This is a genomic window from Streptomyces sp. NPDC002754 (assembly GCF_053592315.1).
This window is the reverse complement of sequence record NZ_JBSFVM010000004.1, coordinates 187,059-205,640: the sequence shown is the minus strand read 5'-3', so window position 1 is coordinate 205,640 and position 18,582 is coordinate 187,059. Positions and strand designations below refer to the sequence as shown.

At 71.8% G+C, this 18,582-nt stretch carries 20 protein-coding genes; 9 read left to right on the top strand and 11 right to left on the bottom strand.

The genetic code is table 11. The features are described from left to right. The first annotated feature begins 36 nt into the window (after positions 1-36). Positions 37-1,965, top strand: coding sequence for an FUSC family protein (locus ACWD2L_RS13080; RefSeq protein ID WP_351337180.1), 1,929 nt, complete (start codon positions 37-39; stop codon positions 1,963-1,965). Between the two features lie 10 nt (positions 1,966-1,975). Here ACWD2L_RS13080 and ACWD2L_RS13075 read toward each other — a convergent pair whose 3' ends face one another. Further along, complete coding sequence (locus ACWD2L_RS13075; protein WP_351337182.1) at positions 1,976-2,938, bottom strand: endonuclease/exonuclease/phosphatase family protein; 963 nt, start codon at positions 2,936-2,938, stop codon at positions 1,976-1,978. A gap of 201 nt (positions 2,939-3,139) precedes the next feature. Here ACWD2L_RS13075 and ACWD2L_RS13070 point away from each other — a divergent pair, with 201 nt between their 5' ends. Both ACWD2L_RS13070 and ACWD2L_RS13065 read left to right on the top strand, forming a co-directional pair. Continuing rightward, positions 3,140-3,832 carry a DUF899 domain-containing protein gene (locus tag ACWD2L_RS13070; protein ID WP_351337184.1) on the top strand — a complete coding sequence of 231 codons (693 nt, stop codon included), beginning with the start codon at positions 3,140-3,142 and terminating at the stop codon, positions 3,830-3,832. Positions 3,833-3,984: 152 nt separating this feature from the next. Then, positions 3,985-4,167 carry a hypothetical protein gene (locus ACWD2L_RS13065; protein WP_351337187.1) on the top strand — a complete coding sequence of 61 codons (183 nt, stop codon included), beginning with the start codon at positions 3,985-3,987 and terminating at the stop codon, positions 4,165-4,167. A 21-nt stretch (positions 4,168-4,188) separates the two neighbouring features. Here ACWD2L_RS13065 and ACWD2L_RS13060 read toward each other — a convergent pair whose 3' ends face one another. Together ACWD2L_RS13060 and ACWD2L_RS13055 are read right to left on the bottom strand one after the other, a co-directional pair. Continuing rightward, positions 4,189-4,665 (bottom strand): hypothetical protein, encoded by a 477-nt coding sequence (locus tag ACWD2L_RS13060; protein ID WP_351337188.1) that lies wholly within the window; start codon positions 4,663-4,665, stop codon positions 4,189-4,191. A 58-nt stretch (positions 4,666-4,723) separates the two neighbouring features. Beyond that, positions 4,724-5,161 (bottom strand): ATP-binding protein, encoded by a 438-nt coding sequence (locus tag ACWD2L_RS13055; protein WP_451189610.1) that lies wholly within the window; start codon positions 5,159-5,161, stop codon positions 4,724-4,726. Positions 5,162-5,502: 341 nt separating this feature from the next. On the opposite strand from ACWD2L_RS13055, the gene ACWD2L_RS13050 reads away from it, so the two are divergent. Next, positions 5,503-6,372, top strand: coding sequence for a helix-turn-helix domain-containing protein (locus ACWD2L_RS13050; protein ID WP_351337192.1), 870 nt, complete (start codon positions 5,503-5,505; stop codon positions 6,370-6,372). Continuing rightward, positions 6,373-6,645, top strand: a complete 273-nt coding sequence (locus tag ACWD2L_RS13045; protein WP_351337194.1) for a DUF397 domain-containing protein — start codon at positions 6,373-6,375, stop codon at positions 6,643-6,645. A 79-nt stretch (positions 6,646-6,724) separates the two neighbouring features. Here ACWD2L_RS13045 and ACWD2L_RS13040 read toward each other — a convergent pair whose 3' ends face one another. From ACWD2L_RS13040 to ACWD2L_RS13030, 3 genes are all read right to left on the bottom strand, one after another. Next, complete coding sequence (locus ACWD2L_RS13040; protein ID WP_351337197.1) at positions 6,725-8,257, bottom strand: glutamate synthase subunit beta; 1,533 nt, start codon at positions 8,255-8,257, stop codon at positions 6,725-6,727. 78 nt (positions 8,258-8,335) lie between these two features. Then, entirely contained in the window at positions 8,336-8,821 is a 486-nt protein-coding gene (locus ACWD2L_RS13035) for an anthrone oxygenase family protein (RefSeq protein WP_351337200.1), read from the bottom strand. Positions 8,822-8,914: 93 nt separating this feature from the next. Further along, entirely contained in the window at positions 8,915-9,781 is an 867-nt protein-coding gene (locus tag ACWD2L_RS13030) for a DUF2293 domain-containing protein (protein ID WP_451189509.1), read from the bottom strand. Between the two features lie 44 nt (positions 9,782-9,825). Between ACWD2L_RS13030 and ACWD2L_RS13025 the strand changes: the two genes are divergently transcribed. Then, complete coding sequence (locus ACWD2L_RS13025; protein ID WP_351337202.1) at positions 9,826-10,458, top strand: nucleoside/nucleotide kinase family protein; 633 nt, start codon at positions 9,826-9,828, stop codon at positions 10,456-10,458. A gap of 27 nt (positions 10,459-10,485) precedes the next feature. Here the strand turns inward: ACWD2L_RS13025 and ACWD2L_RS13020 are convergent, their stop codons facing one another. Then, entirely contained in the window at positions 10,486-11,613 is a 1,128-nt protein-coding gene (locus tag ACWD2L_RS13020) for a magnesium and cobalt transport protein CorA (protein WP_351337205.1), read from the bottom strand. Positions 11,614-11,774: 161 nt separating this feature from the next. On the opposite strand from ACWD2L_RS13020, the gene ACWD2L_RS13015 reads away from it, so the two are divergent. Continuing rightward, on the top strand, positions 11,775-12,572 hold the full coding sequence (locus ACWD2L_RS13015) for a methyltransferase domain-containing protein (protein ID WP_351337207.1): 798 nt from the start codon (positions 11,775-11,777) through the stop codon (positions 12,570-12,572). 119 nt (positions 12,573-12,691) lie between these two features. Here ACWD2L_RS13015 and fdhA read toward each other — a convergent pair whose 3' ends face one another. Next, a complete protein-coding gene (gene fdhA / locus ACWD2L_RS13010; protein WP_351342640.1) occupies positions 12,692-13,918 on the bottom strand; it encodes a formaldehyde dehydrogenase, glutathione-independent in 1,227 nt (408 codons plus the stop codon). A gap of 206 nt (positions 13,919-14,124) precedes the next feature. On the opposite strand from fdhA, the gene ACWD2L_RS13005 reads away from it, so the two are divergent. Next, positions 14,125-14,499, top strand: coding sequence for a cupin domain-containing protein (locus ACWD2L_RS13005; protein ID WP_351342642.1), 375 nt, complete (start codon positions 14,125-14,127; stop codon positions 14,497-14,499). Positions 14,500-14,523: 24 nt separating this feature from the next. Here the strand turns inward: ACWD2L_RS13005 and ACWD2L_RS13000 are convergent, their stop codons facing one another. From ACWD2L_RS13000 to ACWD2L_RS12990, 3 genes are all read right to left on the bottom strand, one after another. Continuing rightward, positions 14,524-15,852, bottom strand: coding sequence for an MFS transporter (locus ACWD2L_RS13000; protein ID WP_451189505.1), 1,329 nt, complete (start codon positions 15,850-15,852; stop codon positions 14,524-14,526). 62 nt (positions 15,853-15,914) lie between these two features. Next, positions 15,915-16,487, bottom strand: a complete 573-nt coding sequence (locus ACWD2L_RS12995; RefSeq protein ID WP_351342644.1) for a methylated-DNA--[protein]-cysteine S-methyltransferase — start codon at positions 16,485-16,487, stop codon at positions 15,915-15,917. A 41-nt stretch (positions 16,488-16,528) separates the two neighbouring features. Next, complete coding sequence (locus ACWD2L_RS12990; protein ID WP_351342646.1) at positions 16,529-17,380, bottom strand: glycerophosphodiester phosphodiesterase; 852 nt, start codon at positions 17,378-17,380, stop codon at positions 16,529-16,531. Between the two features lie 293 nt (positions 17,381-17,673). Here ACWD2L_RS12990 and ACWD2L_RS12985 point away from each other — a divergent pair, with 293 nt between their 5' ends. Next, positions 17,674-18,525, top strand: a complete 852-nt coding sequence (locus ACWD2L_RS12985) for an MHYT domain-containing protein (RefSeq protein ID WP_351342648.1) — start codon at positions 17,674-17,676, stop codon at positions 18,523-18,525. The last annotated feature ends 57 nt before the right edge of the window (positions 18,526-18,582 follow it).

Below are 18,582 nucleotides of genomic sequence, written 5' to 3'. Positions count from 1 at the left end.
CCTCCGTGTTCGTACGACAGGAGTCTGCCCACCGTCATGCGCCGCCCCCATTCGCTTCCGCCCTGGCTGAGCCACGCCCTGCGCGCCCAGCGCGCGCCCGTGCCCTGGCCTGCCGTGGTGCGCGGGGCGCTGGCGGGTGGGCCGCTGGTGCTCGTCGCCATCGCTGCCGGGCAGCCGTCCAGTGGGGTGCTGCTCGCGCTCGGGACGCTGCTCGCCGGGGTCAACGACCGGCCGGGGCCGCGGCTCGCCGCCGTCTCGCGGCTCGGCGGGCCCGCGCTCGCGGGGGCGCTGGGGATGACCGTCGGCAGTTTTGTCGGGGGTGCGCTGCCGGCCGGTGCGCTCATCGCCTGCGTCTTCGCCGTGCTCGGGCTCGTGGGTGGTGCGTTCAGTGCCGTCGGGCCCGTCGCGTCCTCCGCCGGGACCCAGTTCCTCGTCACCGTCGCCATAGGTGCCGGGATGCCGCTGCCGGAACCCGCGTTGCAGCGCGCGCTGTTGTTCGCCGGGGGCGCCGCGTGGCTGATCCTGTTGCGGCTGCTGCTGCCCTCTCCCGTACGTACGAAGGGGCTCGGGTACCTCTACGACGGTGAGCGTGCGGCCGTCGCCTCCGTGTACGAGGCCGTGGCCCGGCTGCTCGACGCTGTCGGCGGGCCGGAGGCCCAGGCGCGCCGCGTCGCGCTGACGGCCGCGCTCGACCAGGCGCAGGACGCCCTGCGGCGTGGCCGCTCGCGGGCGTCGCTTCGTCTGCGTCGCCAGTACTCCGCCGCTCTGCCGCTCGCCGAGGCTGCCACCGCGCTTGCCTGGGCCGAGCGGCCGGTCGCTGCGCGGGCCGGGGAGGGGCCGCGGCGGCTCGCGGCCGCGGTGCGGACCGGGGAGGCGGCCGGTGCGTTGCCCGCTCCTGCGCGGGTCGATGCGGGGCTGCGGGCTCTCGATGAGGCGTTGCTGCGGGCGGCTGAGGCGTTCGACCGGAACGGTACGCATTCGCCTGTGACGGTTGAGCGGCGGAGCCCCGTGGCATCGGAAGCGGTGCCGTCGTTGCGGCCTCGGGGCTCTGCCCCGGACCCCGCGCCTCAATCGCCGGCGGGGCTTGAAATGGCCGCGCCTCAATCGCCGGCGGGGCTTGATAGGCGCACGTCCGTGCGTGGTGTGTTGCGCAGGGTGGGTGGGCCCGCTGGGCGTGAGTACGGGGTTCGGGTTGGGTTGTCCTTCGGGGCCAGTGCGGCCGTCGCTCAGGCCCTGCACCCGCTGCACTGGTACTGGCTGCCCGCCACCGCCGTGTTTCTCGTGAAGCCGGACCTCGGGCCGCTCGCCTCGCGCGCGCTGTGCCGGGCCGCCGGAACCGTCGCGGGCGCCGTCCTCTTCGCGGGGCTCGCCGCCGTGCTGCCCCAGCCCCTCGGGCTCGTCGCGCTCGTCGCCGCCTGCGGGGCGCTGATCCCCGTCGCCACCCGGCACTTCGCCGCTCAGACCGCCGTCGTCACCGTCCTCGTACTGTCCCTGGTGATGGTGGGCGGGCAGGCGCAGGCGTCCTTGGGCCGGATCACCGAGACGCTGCTCGCCTGCGCGATCGTGCTGGTCGCCGGGCATCTGCCGCTGCCGGGCGGGCACCGGGGGAGCGGCGTGCGGGTGCGGCTCGCCGTCGCGCACGACGCCGCCCACGCCTACGTACGGCATGTGCTGAGCGAGTCCGCGCAGGGAGCGGAAGCACAGGAGGTCGACCGGCACGGGCGGTGGGCGCTGCGGCGCGAGGCGTACCGGACGCTCGCGCAGGCGCGGGCCGCCGTGGACCTCGCCGCCGCCGAACTGCCCGTGCTCGCGCGGCACTCGGACGGTTCGCGGCAGGTGACCGTCGTACTGGAGCGGCTCGTCGACGCGACGACAGCGTGCGCGGTGCAGGTCGACGACACCGGGCGGGTGCCCGAGCAGCACGCGCGCAGGATCGACGTGCTGCTCGCGGAACTCGCCGCCTGACACGCGTGGTTCAGGGCCGCAGGTCGATCCACACGGGCGAGTGGTCGGACCCCGGCGCGTCTCGCCGCTCCTGCGGATCCGCGCCCACCGAAGGCAGTGGTTCGAGCGCGGCGCCCTCCTCGTGCGGCACGCCCGTCCCCGCGCGGACGACGTGGCCGAGCAGTTCGTGCGAGACGAAGGCGTGGTCGATCAGCTCGCGGTGGCCCGCCCGCACGCGCGAGTACCGCTGTTCCTCGGGGATCAGCGGCGCCACGTTCCACAGCCGCTTCGCGTCGCCCTTGTCGGCGTGGTCGAAGCCGGGCGTGCCGATCTCGGAGCCGGGCGGGCCCTGGAGGATCTGGGTGGTCGCCGCGGCCACCTCGTCGTTGAAGTCGCCCAGGACGGCGACGCGTTCACGGCGCCCGTCCTCCCCGAGGAGGGTGTCCGCGAGGGCGCGTACGGTCGCCGCCTCAGCTGCTCGCCGCTGCAACGCGTACGCCGCGTAGCGCGCCCGCTCACCCTCGTCGCGCGGCACGAACCGGCCGCCCGGGTAGCCGAGCAGCTTCGACTTGAGGTGGCAGACGGCGGCCGTGAGCCAGGTCGCCCGCGTCGAGAAGTGCACGGCGAGCACGCCCCGGCCCGCCCGGTCCGCCGCCCTGCCGCCGTCGTCCACCTGCACCGGGCGCACCGCCTGCGGGAACGCGGCCGTGTCCGCGACCACCCGTACGCCGACGTCGCCGAGGAAGCCGACCCGGATCCCGCGCTCGTCGGGGTACTGCGACAGCGTCGCCGTGTAGTCGCCGTCGAGCAGCTGCACCAGATCGTCGAGCGCCGCCGGGTCGCCGACCTCCTGCACGCCGAGAAGGGTGGGCCGGAGCCGGTTCACGGTGGCGGCGAGAGAGGCGAGTTTCGCCTCGTACGTGGCCTTGTCGCGGGGGCCGTAGGGGCCGCCGGGGCGGTAGAGGTTCTCCAGGTTCCAGGTTCCGACGAGCATGGCGTGCTCCGTCCTCTGGTCGGCCCGGACGGGCCGGGGCGGCCAGCGTCCCAGCGGCTCCGCCGGGAGGACAGCACTCCTGCAGAAAATCAGGGCCCGGCCAGAGAACCAGGGCCCCGGCAGAAAAACTTTCGCCGCAGCGATGAGTTCCGCACGGCCCTCCGGTCACCCCTCACGAGATACACGACCGGAGGAGGAACCATGGGGCTGCCGAAGGTGGTCACGCGCGAGGAGTGGCGCACCGCGCGCGAGGAACTGCTCGCCCTGGAGAAGGCGGCGACCCGCGCGCGGGACGCGCTGAACGCACGGCGGCGCGGGCTGCCCATGGTCGAGATCGACAAGTCGTACGTCTTCGAGGGTCCGGACGGAAAGTCGGAGCTGCTCGACCTGTTCGAGGGGCGACCCCAACTCGTCGTCTACCACTTCATGTTCGCGCCCGACTGGGACGCGGGCTGCCCCAGCTGCTCCGGATTCCTCGACCAGATCGGGCACCTGGCCCATCTGCGGGCCCGCGGTACGGAGTTCGCGGCGGTGTCCCGCGCGCCGTTCACCCGGATCCTGCCGTTCAAGGCGCGGATGGGCTGGACGGCGCCCTGGTACTCGTCCCATCTCAGCGATTTCAACCAGGACTTCGGCGCCACGTTCACGGGCGAGGACGGCGTCCTCCAGGAGCAGCCCGCGATCAGCTGCTTCCTGCGCGAGGGGGAGCGGGTGTTCCACACGTACTCGACGTTCGCCCGCGGCATGGACCACATCGGGTTCACCACGAACCTCCTGGACCTCACCGCTCTCGGCCGCCAGGAGGAGTGGGAGAAACCCGAGGGGCGCGCGTCGGCTCTCGGGGCGCCCGCGGGCAGTGCGCGAGTGCGCTATCACGACGAGTACGTCGACTGAGGCTCCACGCACGTGAGCTGACCTCGTATCAACTCGGTGTCATTCTCGTCACGTTGCGAGCCGGAACCGCCGCTGCCAACGTTCTCCCTCATGAAGTGCCCGGACGCTCCGGGCGCGGCACATCGGCACGATCACGGGGGCAGGGACGAGCGATGATCAACGGACGAGTGGTGTTGCAGCGATTCCCGGCGGGCGGACCCCGCGGCTCCTGGCCGGCGGAGGAGTACGCGAACCGTCGCCGACAGGAGGGTCAACCGGTCGAGGTCGTCATGGACTTGGCGACGGACGCCTTCCTGGTGATCGTGCGGGAGCCGGTCGCCGATCCGGTGGGCTGACTCCCGTAGAGGAAACAGGAACTACGAGGCGCCGACCGACCGTGACCACACCGGCGTGGTCCCCGTGACCCGGCACAGCGCGAGGTACAGCGGAATCGGCGGCGTGTACGGCACCGAACCCTCCGGACAGTGCACCAGGGCGGGCGCCCGCGGCGCGTCGAGCACCAGCGCGCCCGCCGTGTAGCACGCGGGCGCGGGCCACTCCAGGGACACGTCGGAGTCCGACGGCACGAGCCACCACCAGTGCGCCCCGTCCGCGTACACACAGCCCATCCGCGGCAGGCGCTTGGCCATCGCCCGGCCGAACTCCTCGGGTACCGCGACGGCGTCGCACCCCAGTGGTGCGGTCATGCCCGCGGGCACGCTGAGCCGCACGGGCGGTGTGTGACCCGCACGCGCGGCGTCCGTGTGCTCCGGACGCCGGGGGCGGCGCCTGAGGGCCAGTCCGGCCAGCGAGTTCAAGTGCATCGTCCGCTTGCCCGTTGTCACCACGCCCATCCGATCCCGTTTCGCACGTTCGTCGTTCCTCCGCCCGCCGTCCGGCAGGGGCGGGCGTTCACCAGGCCCATCCGGCGCCGTCCGATGCGCCGGGGACGGGGCCCGGCGCCCGCGGGTCCAGTTCGTCGCGGGGCAGTTCGGCCCAGACGAGGAGGCCGGGGCCGGTCTCCTGGGCGCCCCACGCCGTGGCGACCGCGGCCACGAGGAGGAGTCCTCTGCCGTGCTCCTCCTCGGGCGCGACGCGGCCCGCGAGGGCGTCACCGGGGATGCAGCCCTCGTCCCTGACCGCTATGCGCAGCCGGTCGCCCGAGTCGTCGCGCAGCTCGCGGAGCTCGCAGTGGATGCGCCGGCTCGCGGTGTGCACGATCGCGTTCGTGACCAGTTCGGACACGACGAGGGCCGCCGCGTCACAGGTGTCCTCGCACGCGCCCCACGCACTGAGGTGGGTACGCGTCACGCGCCGGGCCTGAGCGGCGGAGCCCGGGTGGGGAGCCAGTTCGAAACTGCTGCGACGGGTCGCCGACGGGTGAGCCCCTATCGGGGTACCCGAACGGTCACCGAACGTAGTTTCGCCGACTTCTGTTCCTAAAGGCGCAGACGGAGTCACGCTTGCCACTATCTCCCCGCCATGAACACTTGGCAAGAGCCACTCTGAAAAGTGCAGAGTGGCGTATGCCGTGTGGAGCGGGCATGGCAGACTGCTCGCAGCAGTGCGCCACACGGCCCCCATTGGGGTCGAATCGCTGGGAAACGGCCGGTGAGGGACGTCTTTCGGACCTTTTCCCGCGATGGAAAGTGGCGGGATTCAGACATTGGAACTACTGGGAGGTAGGGGGCGTGAGCGAACCTCGGTCCGCGCCGACGGTCGGCCAGGTCGTTCTCGGCCGCCGGCTGCAGGACCTTCGCGAGGGCGCCGGGCTCAAGCGCGAGGAGGCCGCGAAAGTACTCCGCGTGACCGCCGCGACGATCCGCCGCATGGAAACCGCCGAGGTCTCACTGCGGATCCCGTACGTCCAGCTGCTCCTGAAGGCCTACGGCGTCGCGGACGAAGAGACCACGTCCTTCGTGCACCTCGCGGAGGAGGCGAACAAGCCGGGCTGGTGGCAGCGGTACCACGACATCCTCCCCGGCTGGTTCTCCATGTACGTGAGTCTGGAGGGCGCGGCCCAGCTCATCAGGTCGTACGACCCGCACTTCGTGCCCGGCCTGCTGCAGACCGAGGACTACGCGCGCGGGGTGCTGGATTCCGGCGCGATAGGGCGGACGCTCGCCGAGGACCCGGACGTCGTCGAACGGCACGTCGCCCTGCGGGTGCGGCGCCAGGCCCTGCTCACCCGCGAGGACGCCCCCCGCCTCTGGGTCGTGATGGACGAGACCGCCCTGCGCCGCCCGGTCGGTGGCGTGGACGTGATGCGCGCCCAGATCGACCGGCTGCTCGAAGCGATGGAGCTGCCGAACGTGACGCTTCAGGTCGCGGAGTTCGCCGCGGGCCCGCACCCGGGCACGTACGGCCCCTTCGTCCTGTTCCGATTTGCCATGTCAGAACTGCCGGACATGGTCTACAGCGAGTACCTGACAGGCGCGGTCTACCTCGACGCGCGCCCCGAAGTGGCCACCCACCTCGAAGTCATGGACCGCATGGCGGCGCATGCCGCGACGGCGCAACGCACAAAGGAGATCCTCCGCGATCTCCGCAAGGAGCTGTGAATGGACTCGATCAAGGACCGAATACGAGGCGTCGACGGCGAGCCGATCTACAACGGCATGCCCGCGCGCGAGCTCGGCAGCGAAGGCTGGCACAAGCCGTGGAGTGGCGGCAACGGAGGCAACTGCCTCGAAGCCATGAAGCTGGCCGACGGGCGCGTCGCCGTACGTCAGTCGTCGGATCCGGACGGGCCCGCGCTGATCTACACCATCGGTGAGATCACCGCGTTCATCGAAGGAGCGAAGACGGGGGCCGCGGACTTTCTGCTGTCGTGACGCTTTCTGCCGTCGTGACGTTTTCTGTCGTCGTGACGCGCCGCGGATCGTTCGATTTCGGGCGGGCGGTCCCGGCCGTTCAGACGGTCATCGGGCGGTCGTGCGCACCGATCGGCTCCGGCAGTCGCGTGTGCCCCGTGAGCCAGCGGTCGACCGCGGCGGCCGCCGCCCTTCCCTCGGCGATCGCCCACACCACGAGCGAAGCGCCGCGCCCCGCGTCGCCCGCGACGAACACGCCGGGCACGCCCGTCGAGAAGGCGGGGTCCCGCGCGAGACGGCCCCGCTCGTCGACGCCGAGGCCCAACTGGTCGATGAGGCCGCCGGGTTGACGCTCCGGCCCGTGGAAACCGAGCGCGAGCAGCACGAGGTCGGCGGGCAGTGTCCGCCCCGTGCCCGGCAGTGGCCGGCGCGCCGCGTCCACCTCCACGAGGTGCAGCGCACGCACATGCCCCGCGGCATCCCCCGTGAAGTGCAGCGTGGAGGCGGCGAAGAGCCGGGCGTCCGCGTCGGCCGCCGGGGCGGTGCGCAGCTCACCGGCCTCCTCGTGCGCGGCGGAGAGCCGGTACAGCTTCGGGTACGTCGGCCAGGGCTCGGCGTCCTCGTCGCGCGCCTCGCCCGGCCTGTCGTAGATGTCCAACTGTGTGACGGACGCGGCCTGTTCGCGCACCGCCGTGCCCAGGCAGTCGGCGCCGGTGTCACCGCCGCCGACGATGACGACGTGCTTGCCGGTGGCGGTGAGCGGTGACGCTTGCGTCTCCGGTGGCGTGTTGAGGGGTGTGCTCGTCTCGTTCTTGTTCTCGTTGTCGTAGGTGCGGTTGGCCCACGGCAGGTACTCCATCGCCTGCTCGACGCCGGTCAACTCCCGGCCGGGGACGTCCAGTTCGCGCCATTGTGTGGCTCCCGTGGCGATCACCACGGCGTCGTGACGCGCGCGCAGGTCTGCCGCTGCCAGCTCCCGGCCGATCTCCGTCGACGTACGGAACCGCACGCCTTCCTTGGTCAACTGGTCGAGGCGGCGGTCCAGTTGGCGCTTCTCCATCTTGAACGCGGGGATCCCGTAGCGCAGCAGCCCGCCCGGCCGCTCGTCCCGCTCGTACACGGCGACCGTGTGCCCGGCCCGCGTCAGCTGTTGCGCGGCCGCGAGCCCGGCGGGGCCCGAGCCGACGACGGCGACGGTCAGGCCGCTGTGCCGATCGGGCGGCTGCGCGGTCACGAGACCCTCGTCCCAGGCCCGGTCGGCGATGGCGACCTCTACGTTCTTGATGGTGACGGCCGGCTGGTTGATGGCGAGGACGCAGCCCGCCTCGCAGGGGGCCGGGCACAGCCGGCCGGTGAACTCCGGGAAGTTGTTCGTGGCGTGCAGGCGCTCGCTCGCCGCCCGCCAGTCGTCCCGCGAGACCAGGTCGTTCCACTCGGGGATCAGGTTCCCCAGTGGGCACGCCTCGTGGCAGAACGGGATCCCGCAGTCCATGCAGCGGTCGGCCTGCGCTTCGATGATCGGCAGCAGGCCGCCGGGGACGTACACCTCGTCCCAGTCGCGGACCCGCTCGCCGACCGGGCGGCGCGGCGCCTCCTGCCGGGACGTGGTGAGGAAGCCCTTGGGGTCGGCCATGGCCGTCTCCCTACGCCGTGACTGCTGGCTCTGGCTCTTTTTGTCACGATACGTCGGGTGGGCGCGGGCCGCCCCGGCTCACGTCAGGGCAAGGACGAACAGCAGCGAGGCGGCGGCTCCCGTCGCGGCCCTCACGTGGTTCCACCGCCCCCACTCGACGAGATACGTCCGCCACTGCGCGGCGCTTTTCTCGGACTCCTCGTCGCCGGAGAGCCCCGCGAGCGCCGCGTTGCGCGGCACGTTCGCCAGGACCGTGACGCCGAAGGAGCCCGCCAGGTACAGCGCGCAGCCGAGCAGCAGCTCGACGGTGCCCGCGTCGGGCCAGAGCACGAACGTCACCACCGCGATCACCGCGCACAGCACCGCCGCGCCGAGGAAGACGACCATGAACGGCGGTGCGAGAGCGGCGACGTTGACGGCGTTCATCGCGGCGATCCCCTGCGCGGCGGGCAGCGCGCCCAGTCCGCGCATCACGAACGTGGAGAACGCGACGAACACCCCCGCGCTCACCCCGCACCAGACCGCCCCCAGCACGACCAGCACGAAATACGGACCTTCGATCATGAGCCCCCCATCAAGACGGATCATGCCGCAGTTTGTCGGTTGTGGACAGTGATTTCTCGATTACGTTGAGCGAACGGTGCCGGTTGTGGCGATTCAGTGAAGTGCGTCGGATGCGGTGGGTGTGATGAGTGTGGTGGCCGTGGCGGAGGGGGTGGGAGCCGGCCCCTGCCACTCGTCCAGGACCGCCGCCACGGCCTCGGCCACCCGTGCCCGCGCCTCCCTCCGGGGTACGCCCTCCATCAGGAAGCGGTCGTAGGGCGTGTCCACATGGCGCACGGCAGCCCGCACCGCGGCCGTGACCGCACCCTCGGACAACGCCCGCCCCGCCGCGCTCCGGCCCACCCGCCCGCTCCCGCGCGCCCCGGCATGCCCGGCGATCGCCGCCGCCCGGGCCTCGGGGCAACCGGGAAACAGCCGCCGGATCCGCGCCGCGAACTCCGCCACGAACACCTCGTCCTGCGCCGCCCGCCGCGCCGCGTCCCGCACCCGCCGCCGGGCCCGCGCCTCCGCGTCCGCCAGGCAGCGCGCCTCGGCCCGCGCGAGCGCCGACTCCTCGACGAGCACGCCCTGCCGCTCGTACCGCCCGCGCCTCCGGTGGAAGCGCACGACGACGGCCGAGAGCGCGCTCTCCTCGCGTGCCCTACGGGTCAGTGCCGTGTCCCCGCGCGCCAGGAACACGAGGTGCCCCAGGTCGGCGCAGCCCAGACAGCGGGGCTGCCCACCCTCCAGCGTCAGGAGCCCGAGCGGCCCCCGGCGACAGGCGCCGCACCACTTGCGCTTGACCGGCTGAAAGACGAGCGGGCTGAGCGGGCTGCGTGGGGCGGCTTCGGCAGGCGGTGAGGCGGATCCCGTCGGCGGTGGGGCGGATCCGGTCGGCGGTGGGGCGGCTGCGGTCCGAGGCGGGGTGGCTCCGGCCCAAGATGTGGCGGCTCCGGACCGAGGCGGGGTGGCTCTGGTCATACGGGCGTGATGCCCGCCCCGGGGTGCCCTGCATCATGGAGTGCGTGCGACTCGAAGCGATCACCTGGGAACGGCTCGGCGAGGCCCTCGCCGAGCGGCTGCTCGACCTGAAGCCGGCGGACGGCGGCCCGTGGCCGAAGGTCGCCCTCGACGGAGCGCCGGCCGCCCGCACCGGCGAACTCGCGGCGCTCGTCTCCGAGGCCCTGCGCACCCGCGGCCGGTCTTCGCTCACGGTCGGCACCGAGGGCTTTCTGCGCCCGGCCTCACTCCGGTTCGAGTACGGGCACCGGGACGTCGAGGCGTACTACAGCGGCTGGTTCGACACGGGTGCCCTGTGGCGGGAGGTGTTCGGACCGCTCGAACCGGACGGCACGGGCCGCGTCCTGCCCGACCTGTGGGACCCAGTCACGGACCGGGCGACCCGCAGCGGCTACGTCCAACTCCCTCCCGGTGGCGTGCTGCTGATGCACGGCCCGCTGCTGCTGCACCACTGGTTCCCCTTCGACCTGACCGTGCACGTGAGCCTGTCGCAGGGCGCGCTGCGGCGTCGCACCCCCGAGTCCGAGCAGTGGACGCTCCCGGCCTTCGAGCGCTACGCCTCCGAGACCGGCCCCGCGGCGAGCGCCGACGTCGTCATCCGCGCGGACGACCCGCGGCACCCGGCGTGGAGCGGGTGACCGCTCCGCCCCGCGCGACCCCGCGGCTCACAGCCAGCCGTTGCGCTTGAACCCCCGGTACACCACGAAACAGATCACCGCTATCACGGACATCATCAGCGGGTAGCCGAACCGCCAGTGCAGCTCCGGCATGTTCTCGAAGTTCATGCCGTAGACGCCGCAGCCCATCGTCGGCACGGCCACGATGGCGGCCCACGCGGTGATCTTGCGCATGTCCTCGTTCTGCGCGACCGTCACCTGCGCCAGATGGGCCTGCAGGATCGAGTTGAGCAGTTCGTCGAAGGCCGCTATCTGCTCCGCCGCCCGCAGCAAGTGGTCCGAGACGTCGCGGAAGTACGCCTGTATCTCGGGCGGCACGGCGGGAAAGGGGCGCCCCGAAAGCTCCTGTATCGGCCGGGACAGCGGCACCACGGCCCGCTTCAACTCGAGCAGCTCACGCTTGAGTTGATAGATCCGGCCGGGGTCGGCCTTCGCGCCGTTCGGCGCGAAGACGTCCGCCTCGACCTCGTCGATGTCCGCCTGGACCTCGTCGATCACCGTCAGATAGTCGTCGACGACGCTGTCCGCGATCGCGTGCAGCACCGCCGCCGGGCCCTTGGCCAACTGCTCCGTGTCCGCCTCGATGCGCTCGCGCACGGGACCGAGCGAGCCGTGCCGGCCGTGCCGCACCGTGATCACGAAGTCCTGGCCGAGGAACACCATGATCTCGCCGGTGTCCACCACCTCACTGGTCGCGGTGAGCTCCGCGTGGTCGACGTAGCAGACCGTCTTCAGCACCGCGAAGAGCGTCTGTCCGTACCGCTCCACCTTGGGCCGCTGGTGCGCGTGCACCGCGTCCTCGACGGCCAAGGGGTGCAGGTCGAACAGCTCGGCGATGCCCGCGAACTCCAGCTCCGACGGCTCGTGCAGCCCCAGCCAGACGAACCCGTCCGCCGCCTTGCGCACCGCGCGGACCGACTCGACGAGATCGCTGCCGCCCGACTCGCGCACGCCCTCCCGATAGGTCACGCAGTTCACCACCGCGGAGCCCAGCGGGGAGCGCGCCGGGTGGCTCAGGTCGACCTTGGGCGTGCGCCGCGCGAGCCGTGCGACTCTGCGCAGGCCGCCCACCCTGCGCAGACCGCCGACCTTCCGCAGATTGCCCGCCATCGACATGCTCGGCCCCTCCCGATTTCCCTCCGCTCTCCGTCGCGAAGATGACTTGGTGGCCAGTCTGCCAGCGGCCACCGACAGCGCGTCCACCCCTGGGGGAACGGAAGGCTCCGCTCCGCTGTGCAATGTCCCGTATCCAACGATTGGGCTGGGATGATCGGTTCATGATGCGATCAGGCGACCACGCGTACCTCCTCGACAACCAGCAGCCCGAGGCGGGGCGGCGCTTCGACGCCTTCTCGGTCCTCTTCGACCCCACGACGTTCCGGCACATCGAGCGTCTCGGCATCGGTTCCGGCTGGCGCTGCTGGGAGGTCGGGGCCGGGGGCACGTCGGTGGTCTCGTGGCTCGCGCGGAAGGTCGGCCCGACCGGCCGGGTCCTCGCCACCGACATCGACACGTCCTGGCAGACCGCGACGCCCCGCACGCCCGTCGAGGTGCGGCGCCACGACATCGGCGTCGACGAGCCGCCCGCGGAGAGCTTCGACCTGGTGCACGCGCGGCTCGTCCTGGTCCATGTCCCGGACCGGGAGCGGGCGTTGGCGTCGATGATCCGTGCGCTGCGCCCCGGCGGCCGGCTGGTCATCGAGGACGCCGACCCCGCGCTCCAGCCCCTGCTCTGCCCGGACGAGGCGGGTCCCGCGCAGCAGCTGGCCAACCGGCTGCGGCACGGCTTCCGTTCCCTGCTCGCGGAGCGCGGCGCCGACCTCTCGTACGGCCGCAAGCTGCCCGGACTGCTGCGTGCGGCGGGCCTGGGCCAGGTCGAGGCGGACGCGTACTTTCCGCTGGCTTCGCCGGCCTGTACGGCGCTGGAGACGGCGACGGTCGGGCAGATCCGGTCGCAGCTCGTGACGGCGGGGCTGGCGACGGACGACGAGATCGACCAGCACTTGGCGAATGTGGCCGACGGAACCATGGACCTGGCGACGGCGCCGCTGATCTCGGCGTGGGGGCGGAAGTAGGTTCGCCCGGGGCGGGGCTCGGGGCTCCGCCCCGGACCCCGCTGCTCAATCGCCGCAGGGGCTTGATTTGCCCCAGCCGACCGGATGGTGGCTCCACGCACGCGTGGAGCCACCATCCCTCAGACCGCTCGGGCGCCGTTCAACGCACCGTGCGGGTCGAGGACGTACTTGCGGCTCGCGCCCTGGTCGAACTCCGCGTAGCCGCGTGGCGCGTCCTCAATGCCGATCACGGTCGCGTTGACGGCCTTCGCGATGTGCACACGCCCGTGCAGGATCGCCATCATCAGGCCCCGGTGGTACTTCATCACCGGGCACTGGCCGGTCGTCAACGTGTGGCTCTTCGCCCAGCCCAGACCGAGCCGCACCTTCAGCGTTCCGGTGCGCGCGTCCTGGTCGACGCCGCCCGGGTCATCGGTGACGTACAGGCCGGGGATGCCGAGCGCGCCACCGGCCGTCGTGAGCCCCATCAGGGAGTTGAGGACGGTGGCCGGCGCCTCGGGTGCGTCCGGTCCGTGCGCGCGGGCCTCGAAGCCGACCGCGTCCACGGCCGCGTCCACCTCGGGGACTCCGAGGATCTCGGCGACCTGCTCCTCCACGGTGCCGCGCGTGAGGTCGACCGTCTCGCAGCCGAAACTCCTTGCCTGCGCGAGCCGTTCGGCGTTCATGTCTCCGACGATCACCACGGCCGCGCCCAGCAGATGCGCCGATGCCGCCGCCGCGAGCCCGACGGGCCCGGCCCCGGCCACGTACACCGTCGAGCCGACCTGCGTGCCCGCCGTCACCGCGCCGTGGAAGCCGGTCGGGAAGATGTCGGAGAGCATGGTCAGGTCGAGGAGCTTCTCGCGCGCCTGGTCGGCGTCGGGGAAGCGCAGCGCGTTGAAGTCCGCGTAGGGGATCATCGCGTACTCGGCCTGGCCGCCGACCCAGCCGCCCATGTCGACATAGCCGTAAGCCGCCCCGGGCCGCGCCGGGTTGACGTTCAGGCAGATGCCGGTCTTGCGCTCCTTGCAGTTGCGGCAGCGCCCGCAGGCGATGTTGAACGGCACGGAGACGATGTCCCCGACGTCCAGGAACTCGACGTCCGGGCCCTTCTCCACGATCTCACCGGTGATCTCGTGGCCCAGGACGAGGCCCTCGGGTGCCGTGGTGCGGCCGCGCACCATGTGCTGGTCGCTGCCGCAGATGTTGGTGGCGAGCACCTTGAGGATCACACCGTGCCGACAGGTCCTGCCCACGTTCTGCGGGGCCACTCCGGGCCCGTCCTTCAGCTCCAGCGTCGGGTGCTCGATGGTCCTGACCTCCACCGTGCCCGGCTTGAGATATGCGACTGCCCTGTTTCCGCTCATGCCTGATCGCCGTCCCTTCGGCTCCGTGACTCGCTCTGCGGGATGCTCCGGCTGTGCGCACAGCGGAGTCTGCTACCGAAACGGCGTTCTGAGGAGTCTTCCGGGCAGAGTTGTTGAAGCCTCGACGAGCCGTCCAGTCGGCGGGGCCCGTACGGCACAGGCCGTCCAGTGAGAGGAGAGGCGCAGGTCATCTACCGTGACTGGCCATGACCACGAACGATCGACCCGCAACCGCCCTGGGCTCCTTCGCCGTCCGCGTCCCGGACGTGGACCTCGAACCCGAGCCCCTCGACCCCGCACAGATCGTCTCCGGCGCCCCCGAAGTGACCGGCAAGGTGCTGTGGGAGTCGGCCGACGGCAAGCAGGTGCGCGGCATCTGGCAGATCACGCCCGGTGTGGTCACCGACACCGAGGCGAACGAGCTGTTCGTGGTCGTCAGCGGCCGCGCCACCGTCACGGTCGAGGGCGGCGACACGCTGGAACTCGGACCGGGCACGGCCGCCGTGCTGCGCGAGGGCGACCGCACGACGTGGACCGTGCACGAGACCCTGCGCAAGGCGTACCACATCACCCTGTGCTGAGCTGCGTACGAACAGCCGCTCCCGCTACGGGTGTTGGGCGCGCCGCGTGAACAGTGCCAGCGCCCCGAGCGGGAGCAGCAGGCACGCCGCGGCCAGGTTCAGCCACGCGTAGCTCGCCGTCGCCATCACGAGGCCCGCCGCCGCTCCGCCGATACCCGCCGCCAGGCTCATCGTCAGGTCGGAGAGGCCCTGCGCGGCGGCCCGCGCGGCCTGCGGCACGGAGTCGGTGAGCAGCGCTGAGCCCGCGACGAGCCCGGCCGACCAGCCGAGCCCGAGGAGGAACAGCGCCGCCGCGCTCTGCCCGTGGTTCCCGCCCGCGGTCCCGGCGAGCAGCGCCGCGCATGCGAGCAGCCCCACCGAGAGACCGATCACCGTGAGCCTTCCGAACTTGTCGGCGAGACGTCCCATCACCGGCGAGAACGCGTACATGCCGGCGATGTGCCCGCTGATCACGAGCCCGATCAACTCGATGCCCGCGCCGTGGTGTTCGAGGTCCACCGGTGTCATCGACATGACGGACACCATCGCCGTGTGCGACACCGCCACCGTCACCAGCGCGAGCCGGGCGCGCGGGGAGGCGGACACGGCCGCGAACCCCGCCCGGATGGAGCGCGCGGCGGGCGACCGGTCCTCGGCGGGAGCCAGGGACCGCGCGGTCAACAGCGGGTCGGGGCGCAGCGTCACGTGCACCACGACCGCCGATATCAGGAACACTCCGGCCGCCCACACGAACGGCCCCGCCTCCGCCGGTATGCCGAGCCCGGAGACGCTGCGGCCCGCGGGCGCCGCGATGTTCGGCCCGAGGACGGCGCCGATAGTGGTGGCCCACACGACCGTCGAGATGGCGCGGGCCCGCCGATCGGGTGCTGCCAGGTCGGCGGCCGCGTACCGGGCCTGGAGGTTGGCGGAGGACGCCGCGCCGAAGCCCATCAGCCCGATGAGCAGCAGCGGGAACGTGCCGATCACCGCGGCGACGACCGTGACCACGGCCCCCACCGTGCCGATCAGATAGGCCAGTACGAGGCCGGCCCGCCGGCCACGCGCGTTCATCAGCGCGGCCAACGGCACCGAGAGCACCGCGGTCCCCGCGACGCTCGCCGTGGACGCGAGGCCGGAGAGCGCCTCGTCCCCGCTGACCTTCTTGGCGAGCACGGCGGCCAGCGCGATCCCGGTCGCGGTCCCGAGCCCGCCCAGTATCTGCGACGCGACAAGCACCCGCTGCGTCCGTCGCTGCAGCGCCTCCGTCCCCGGCGTCCCCGGCTCGACGTCCGCGGTCCGCCCGACCGAGTCGGCGCGCCCGTCCTCCGGGGGCCCGTCCTCCGGTCGCTGCAGTTGCTCCTCACCCGTGCTCAACGCACACCCCCGCCCCGATCTCCCCTGCGGACTCCACGCATCCGCCCCGCCCCAGGACCGTCTCAGAACAACGGCTCGGGCAACACCCCTTCCAGCGCGAGCAACTTCCGCTTCGTCTCCAGTCCGCCCCCGAAGCCGCCGATCCCGCCGTCGCGCTCAACGACCCGGTGGCACGGCACCACGACCGGCAGCGGATTCGCCCCCATCGCCAGGCCCACGGCCTGCGCGGCTCCCGGTTGCCCGACCCGATGTGCCAGATCCCCGTACCCGACGACCGCCCCGAACGGCACCCCGGCGAACAGCTCGCGCAGCACCTCCCGGTTGAACCCGGTGATCAGTGACCAGTCGAGCGGCACCTCGAACTCGCGCCGACGCCCGGCGAAGTACTCCGTGAACTGCCGTATCGCCTCGGCGAGCAGGGGCGATCCGGGCGCCTCGACGGGCTCGGCCCCGAGCCGGGAGCCGAGCCCGTCGAGTGCCTTGTCCCGCACCGGGTCGGTGGCGTGGAAGACCACGTTCACCAGACCGGTGTCCGTCGCGGCCAGCAGCAGTGGGCCGATATCGCTGCGCACGACGGCCCACACGGCCTGCCGCGGCGCGGCGGAACCGGTCTCGTTTGCTCCAGTGGCGTTCATGCCGACCACGGTACGGCCGGGCACTGACAACGCCGGGCGGGTCAGCCGCCGAGGGCCGCCCGCACCACGTCAGGAGCGTTGCTGATGATCCCGTCGACGCCGAAGCCGGCCACCTGCTGAGCGGTCTGCGCGTCGTTGACGGTCCACGAGTAGGTCTCGAGCGGCTTGCCGTGCGGGCCCTTGAGCGCGTGCACCGCCTTGACGTAGTCCGCCGAGATCGTCGTGTGCGAGGGATTGATCTGGTCGGCGAACTTCGCGTAGGTGGGCAGCTCGGACACGGCGGGTGTGCCGAGGAAGCCCGTCTTGATGTCCGGGCGCCGCGCATGCACGGTCCGGATGCTGTCCGCGTTGAAGCTCTGGATGATCAGCCGGTGCTTGACGTCCGAGGGGCCCAGCCAGCCGTCCTTGCGCAGCTGGCGCAGGATCTGGCTTTCGATGCCCGGGTACAGCTCGGGCGACTTGATCTCCATGAGCAGCTTCTGGTGGTTGCGGTCGACGCGCCGCAGGTACTCGTGGAGCGTCGGGATCCGGGCGCCCGTGTACTCGGCGCCCTTCCAGCTGCCCGCGTCCAGCTTGGCGATCTCGCCGGAGGTGAAGTCCGCCACGTTCCACGGGGAGCGGTCGGGATAGACCTGCTCGACGTTGGTGGTGCGGGCCAGCGTGGTGTCGTGCAGGACGACCAGGGCGCCGTCCTTGGTGCGCTGCACATCGTTCTCGACCCAGGTGAACCCCAGGACGTGCGCCCTGTCGATGGCTGCCAGGGTGTTCTCGGGTGCGTACGCGGAGGCACCGCGGTGGGCGACGACCGCGGTTCTGTTGTGTGAGGGGGCGGCTTGTGCGGTGGTGGGCAGGACCAGGACACCGATGACGACGGAGCCCGCCACTGAGGTCATAGCGGCTGCTGCGCGTGCGTACACGTGTGCTCCTCATACGTCGTGGGATCACGGACTGTACGAGATTGACAGCTGAGAGCGAACGAAAAGTAGGCGCAGGATGGTCACGAGTTGAATGGAGTCACTCAACTGCGGTCGACCCCCGTGTCGGGGGTCCGGCTTCTTTGCCGGAAAATCGTTCGGACGTTCCCTTGTGCGCTTTAATTTCTGCCTCACCGCGGTCGCTCCGGCCGCCGCGCGCGAAGGGACGAGCTGCACATCTCACGGAAAACCAGGCGGAAGGGCTGCCGCGCATGCAGGGTTCGGTCGACGGCTTCAGTTACGGGCTCGTCACCCCGGTGGTGGCATATCTCATGGCCTGCCTCGGCGGCGCCCTGGGACTGCGCTGCACCACCAGATCCCTGCTCGTCGCCCATACCTGGCGGGTGGGATGGCTCGCGCTGGGCTCCGCGGCGATCGGCTCCGGGATCTGGACCATGCACTTCATCGCGATGATGGGCTTCAGCGTGGAGGACATGCCGATCCGCTACGACCCGCTGACGACGTTCGCGAGTCTCGGTGTGGCCATCCTCATGGTCGGCATCGGCGTCTTCATCGTCGGCTACAAGGGTGCGACCGGTACCGCTCTGTTCACCGGGGGCACCATCACGGGCCTCGGAGTGGCGTCCATGCACTACCTCGGAATGGCCGGAATGCGTCTTCACGGGACGATCAGTTACAGCATGTTCACCGTGGTCGCCTCCGCGGTCATCGCCATGGCGGCGGCGACCGTCGCCCTGTGGGCAGCCGTACAGGTACGGGGCATTCTGTGGAGCATCGGCGCGAGCCTGGTCATGGGGCTCGCCGTCTCGGGCATGCACTACATGGCGATGGCGGGGGTCAGCGTCCACGCGCACACCGATACCGCCGGTGCCCTCGGAGGGGACTCGGTCGGCACCATCCTCGGGCCCATGCTGATCGGCCCGCTGAGCTTCCTGCTGCTGGCCGGAGTGGTCGTCGTGTTCGACCCGATGCTGGTCACGGGCCGCCCCGACTGGCGTGACAGCCGAGCGGCACAGGACCGGCTCGGGACCCCCGTGCCGACCGTCCGGCGGCTGCGCCGCCCCCTGCGCCGACCGGCTTCGCGCACACCGCAGGACTGGTGACCCGGAGCCGCTGAAGGCCGGGCCCGACGGTGGTTCGGGCCCGGTTGTCAGTGGTGG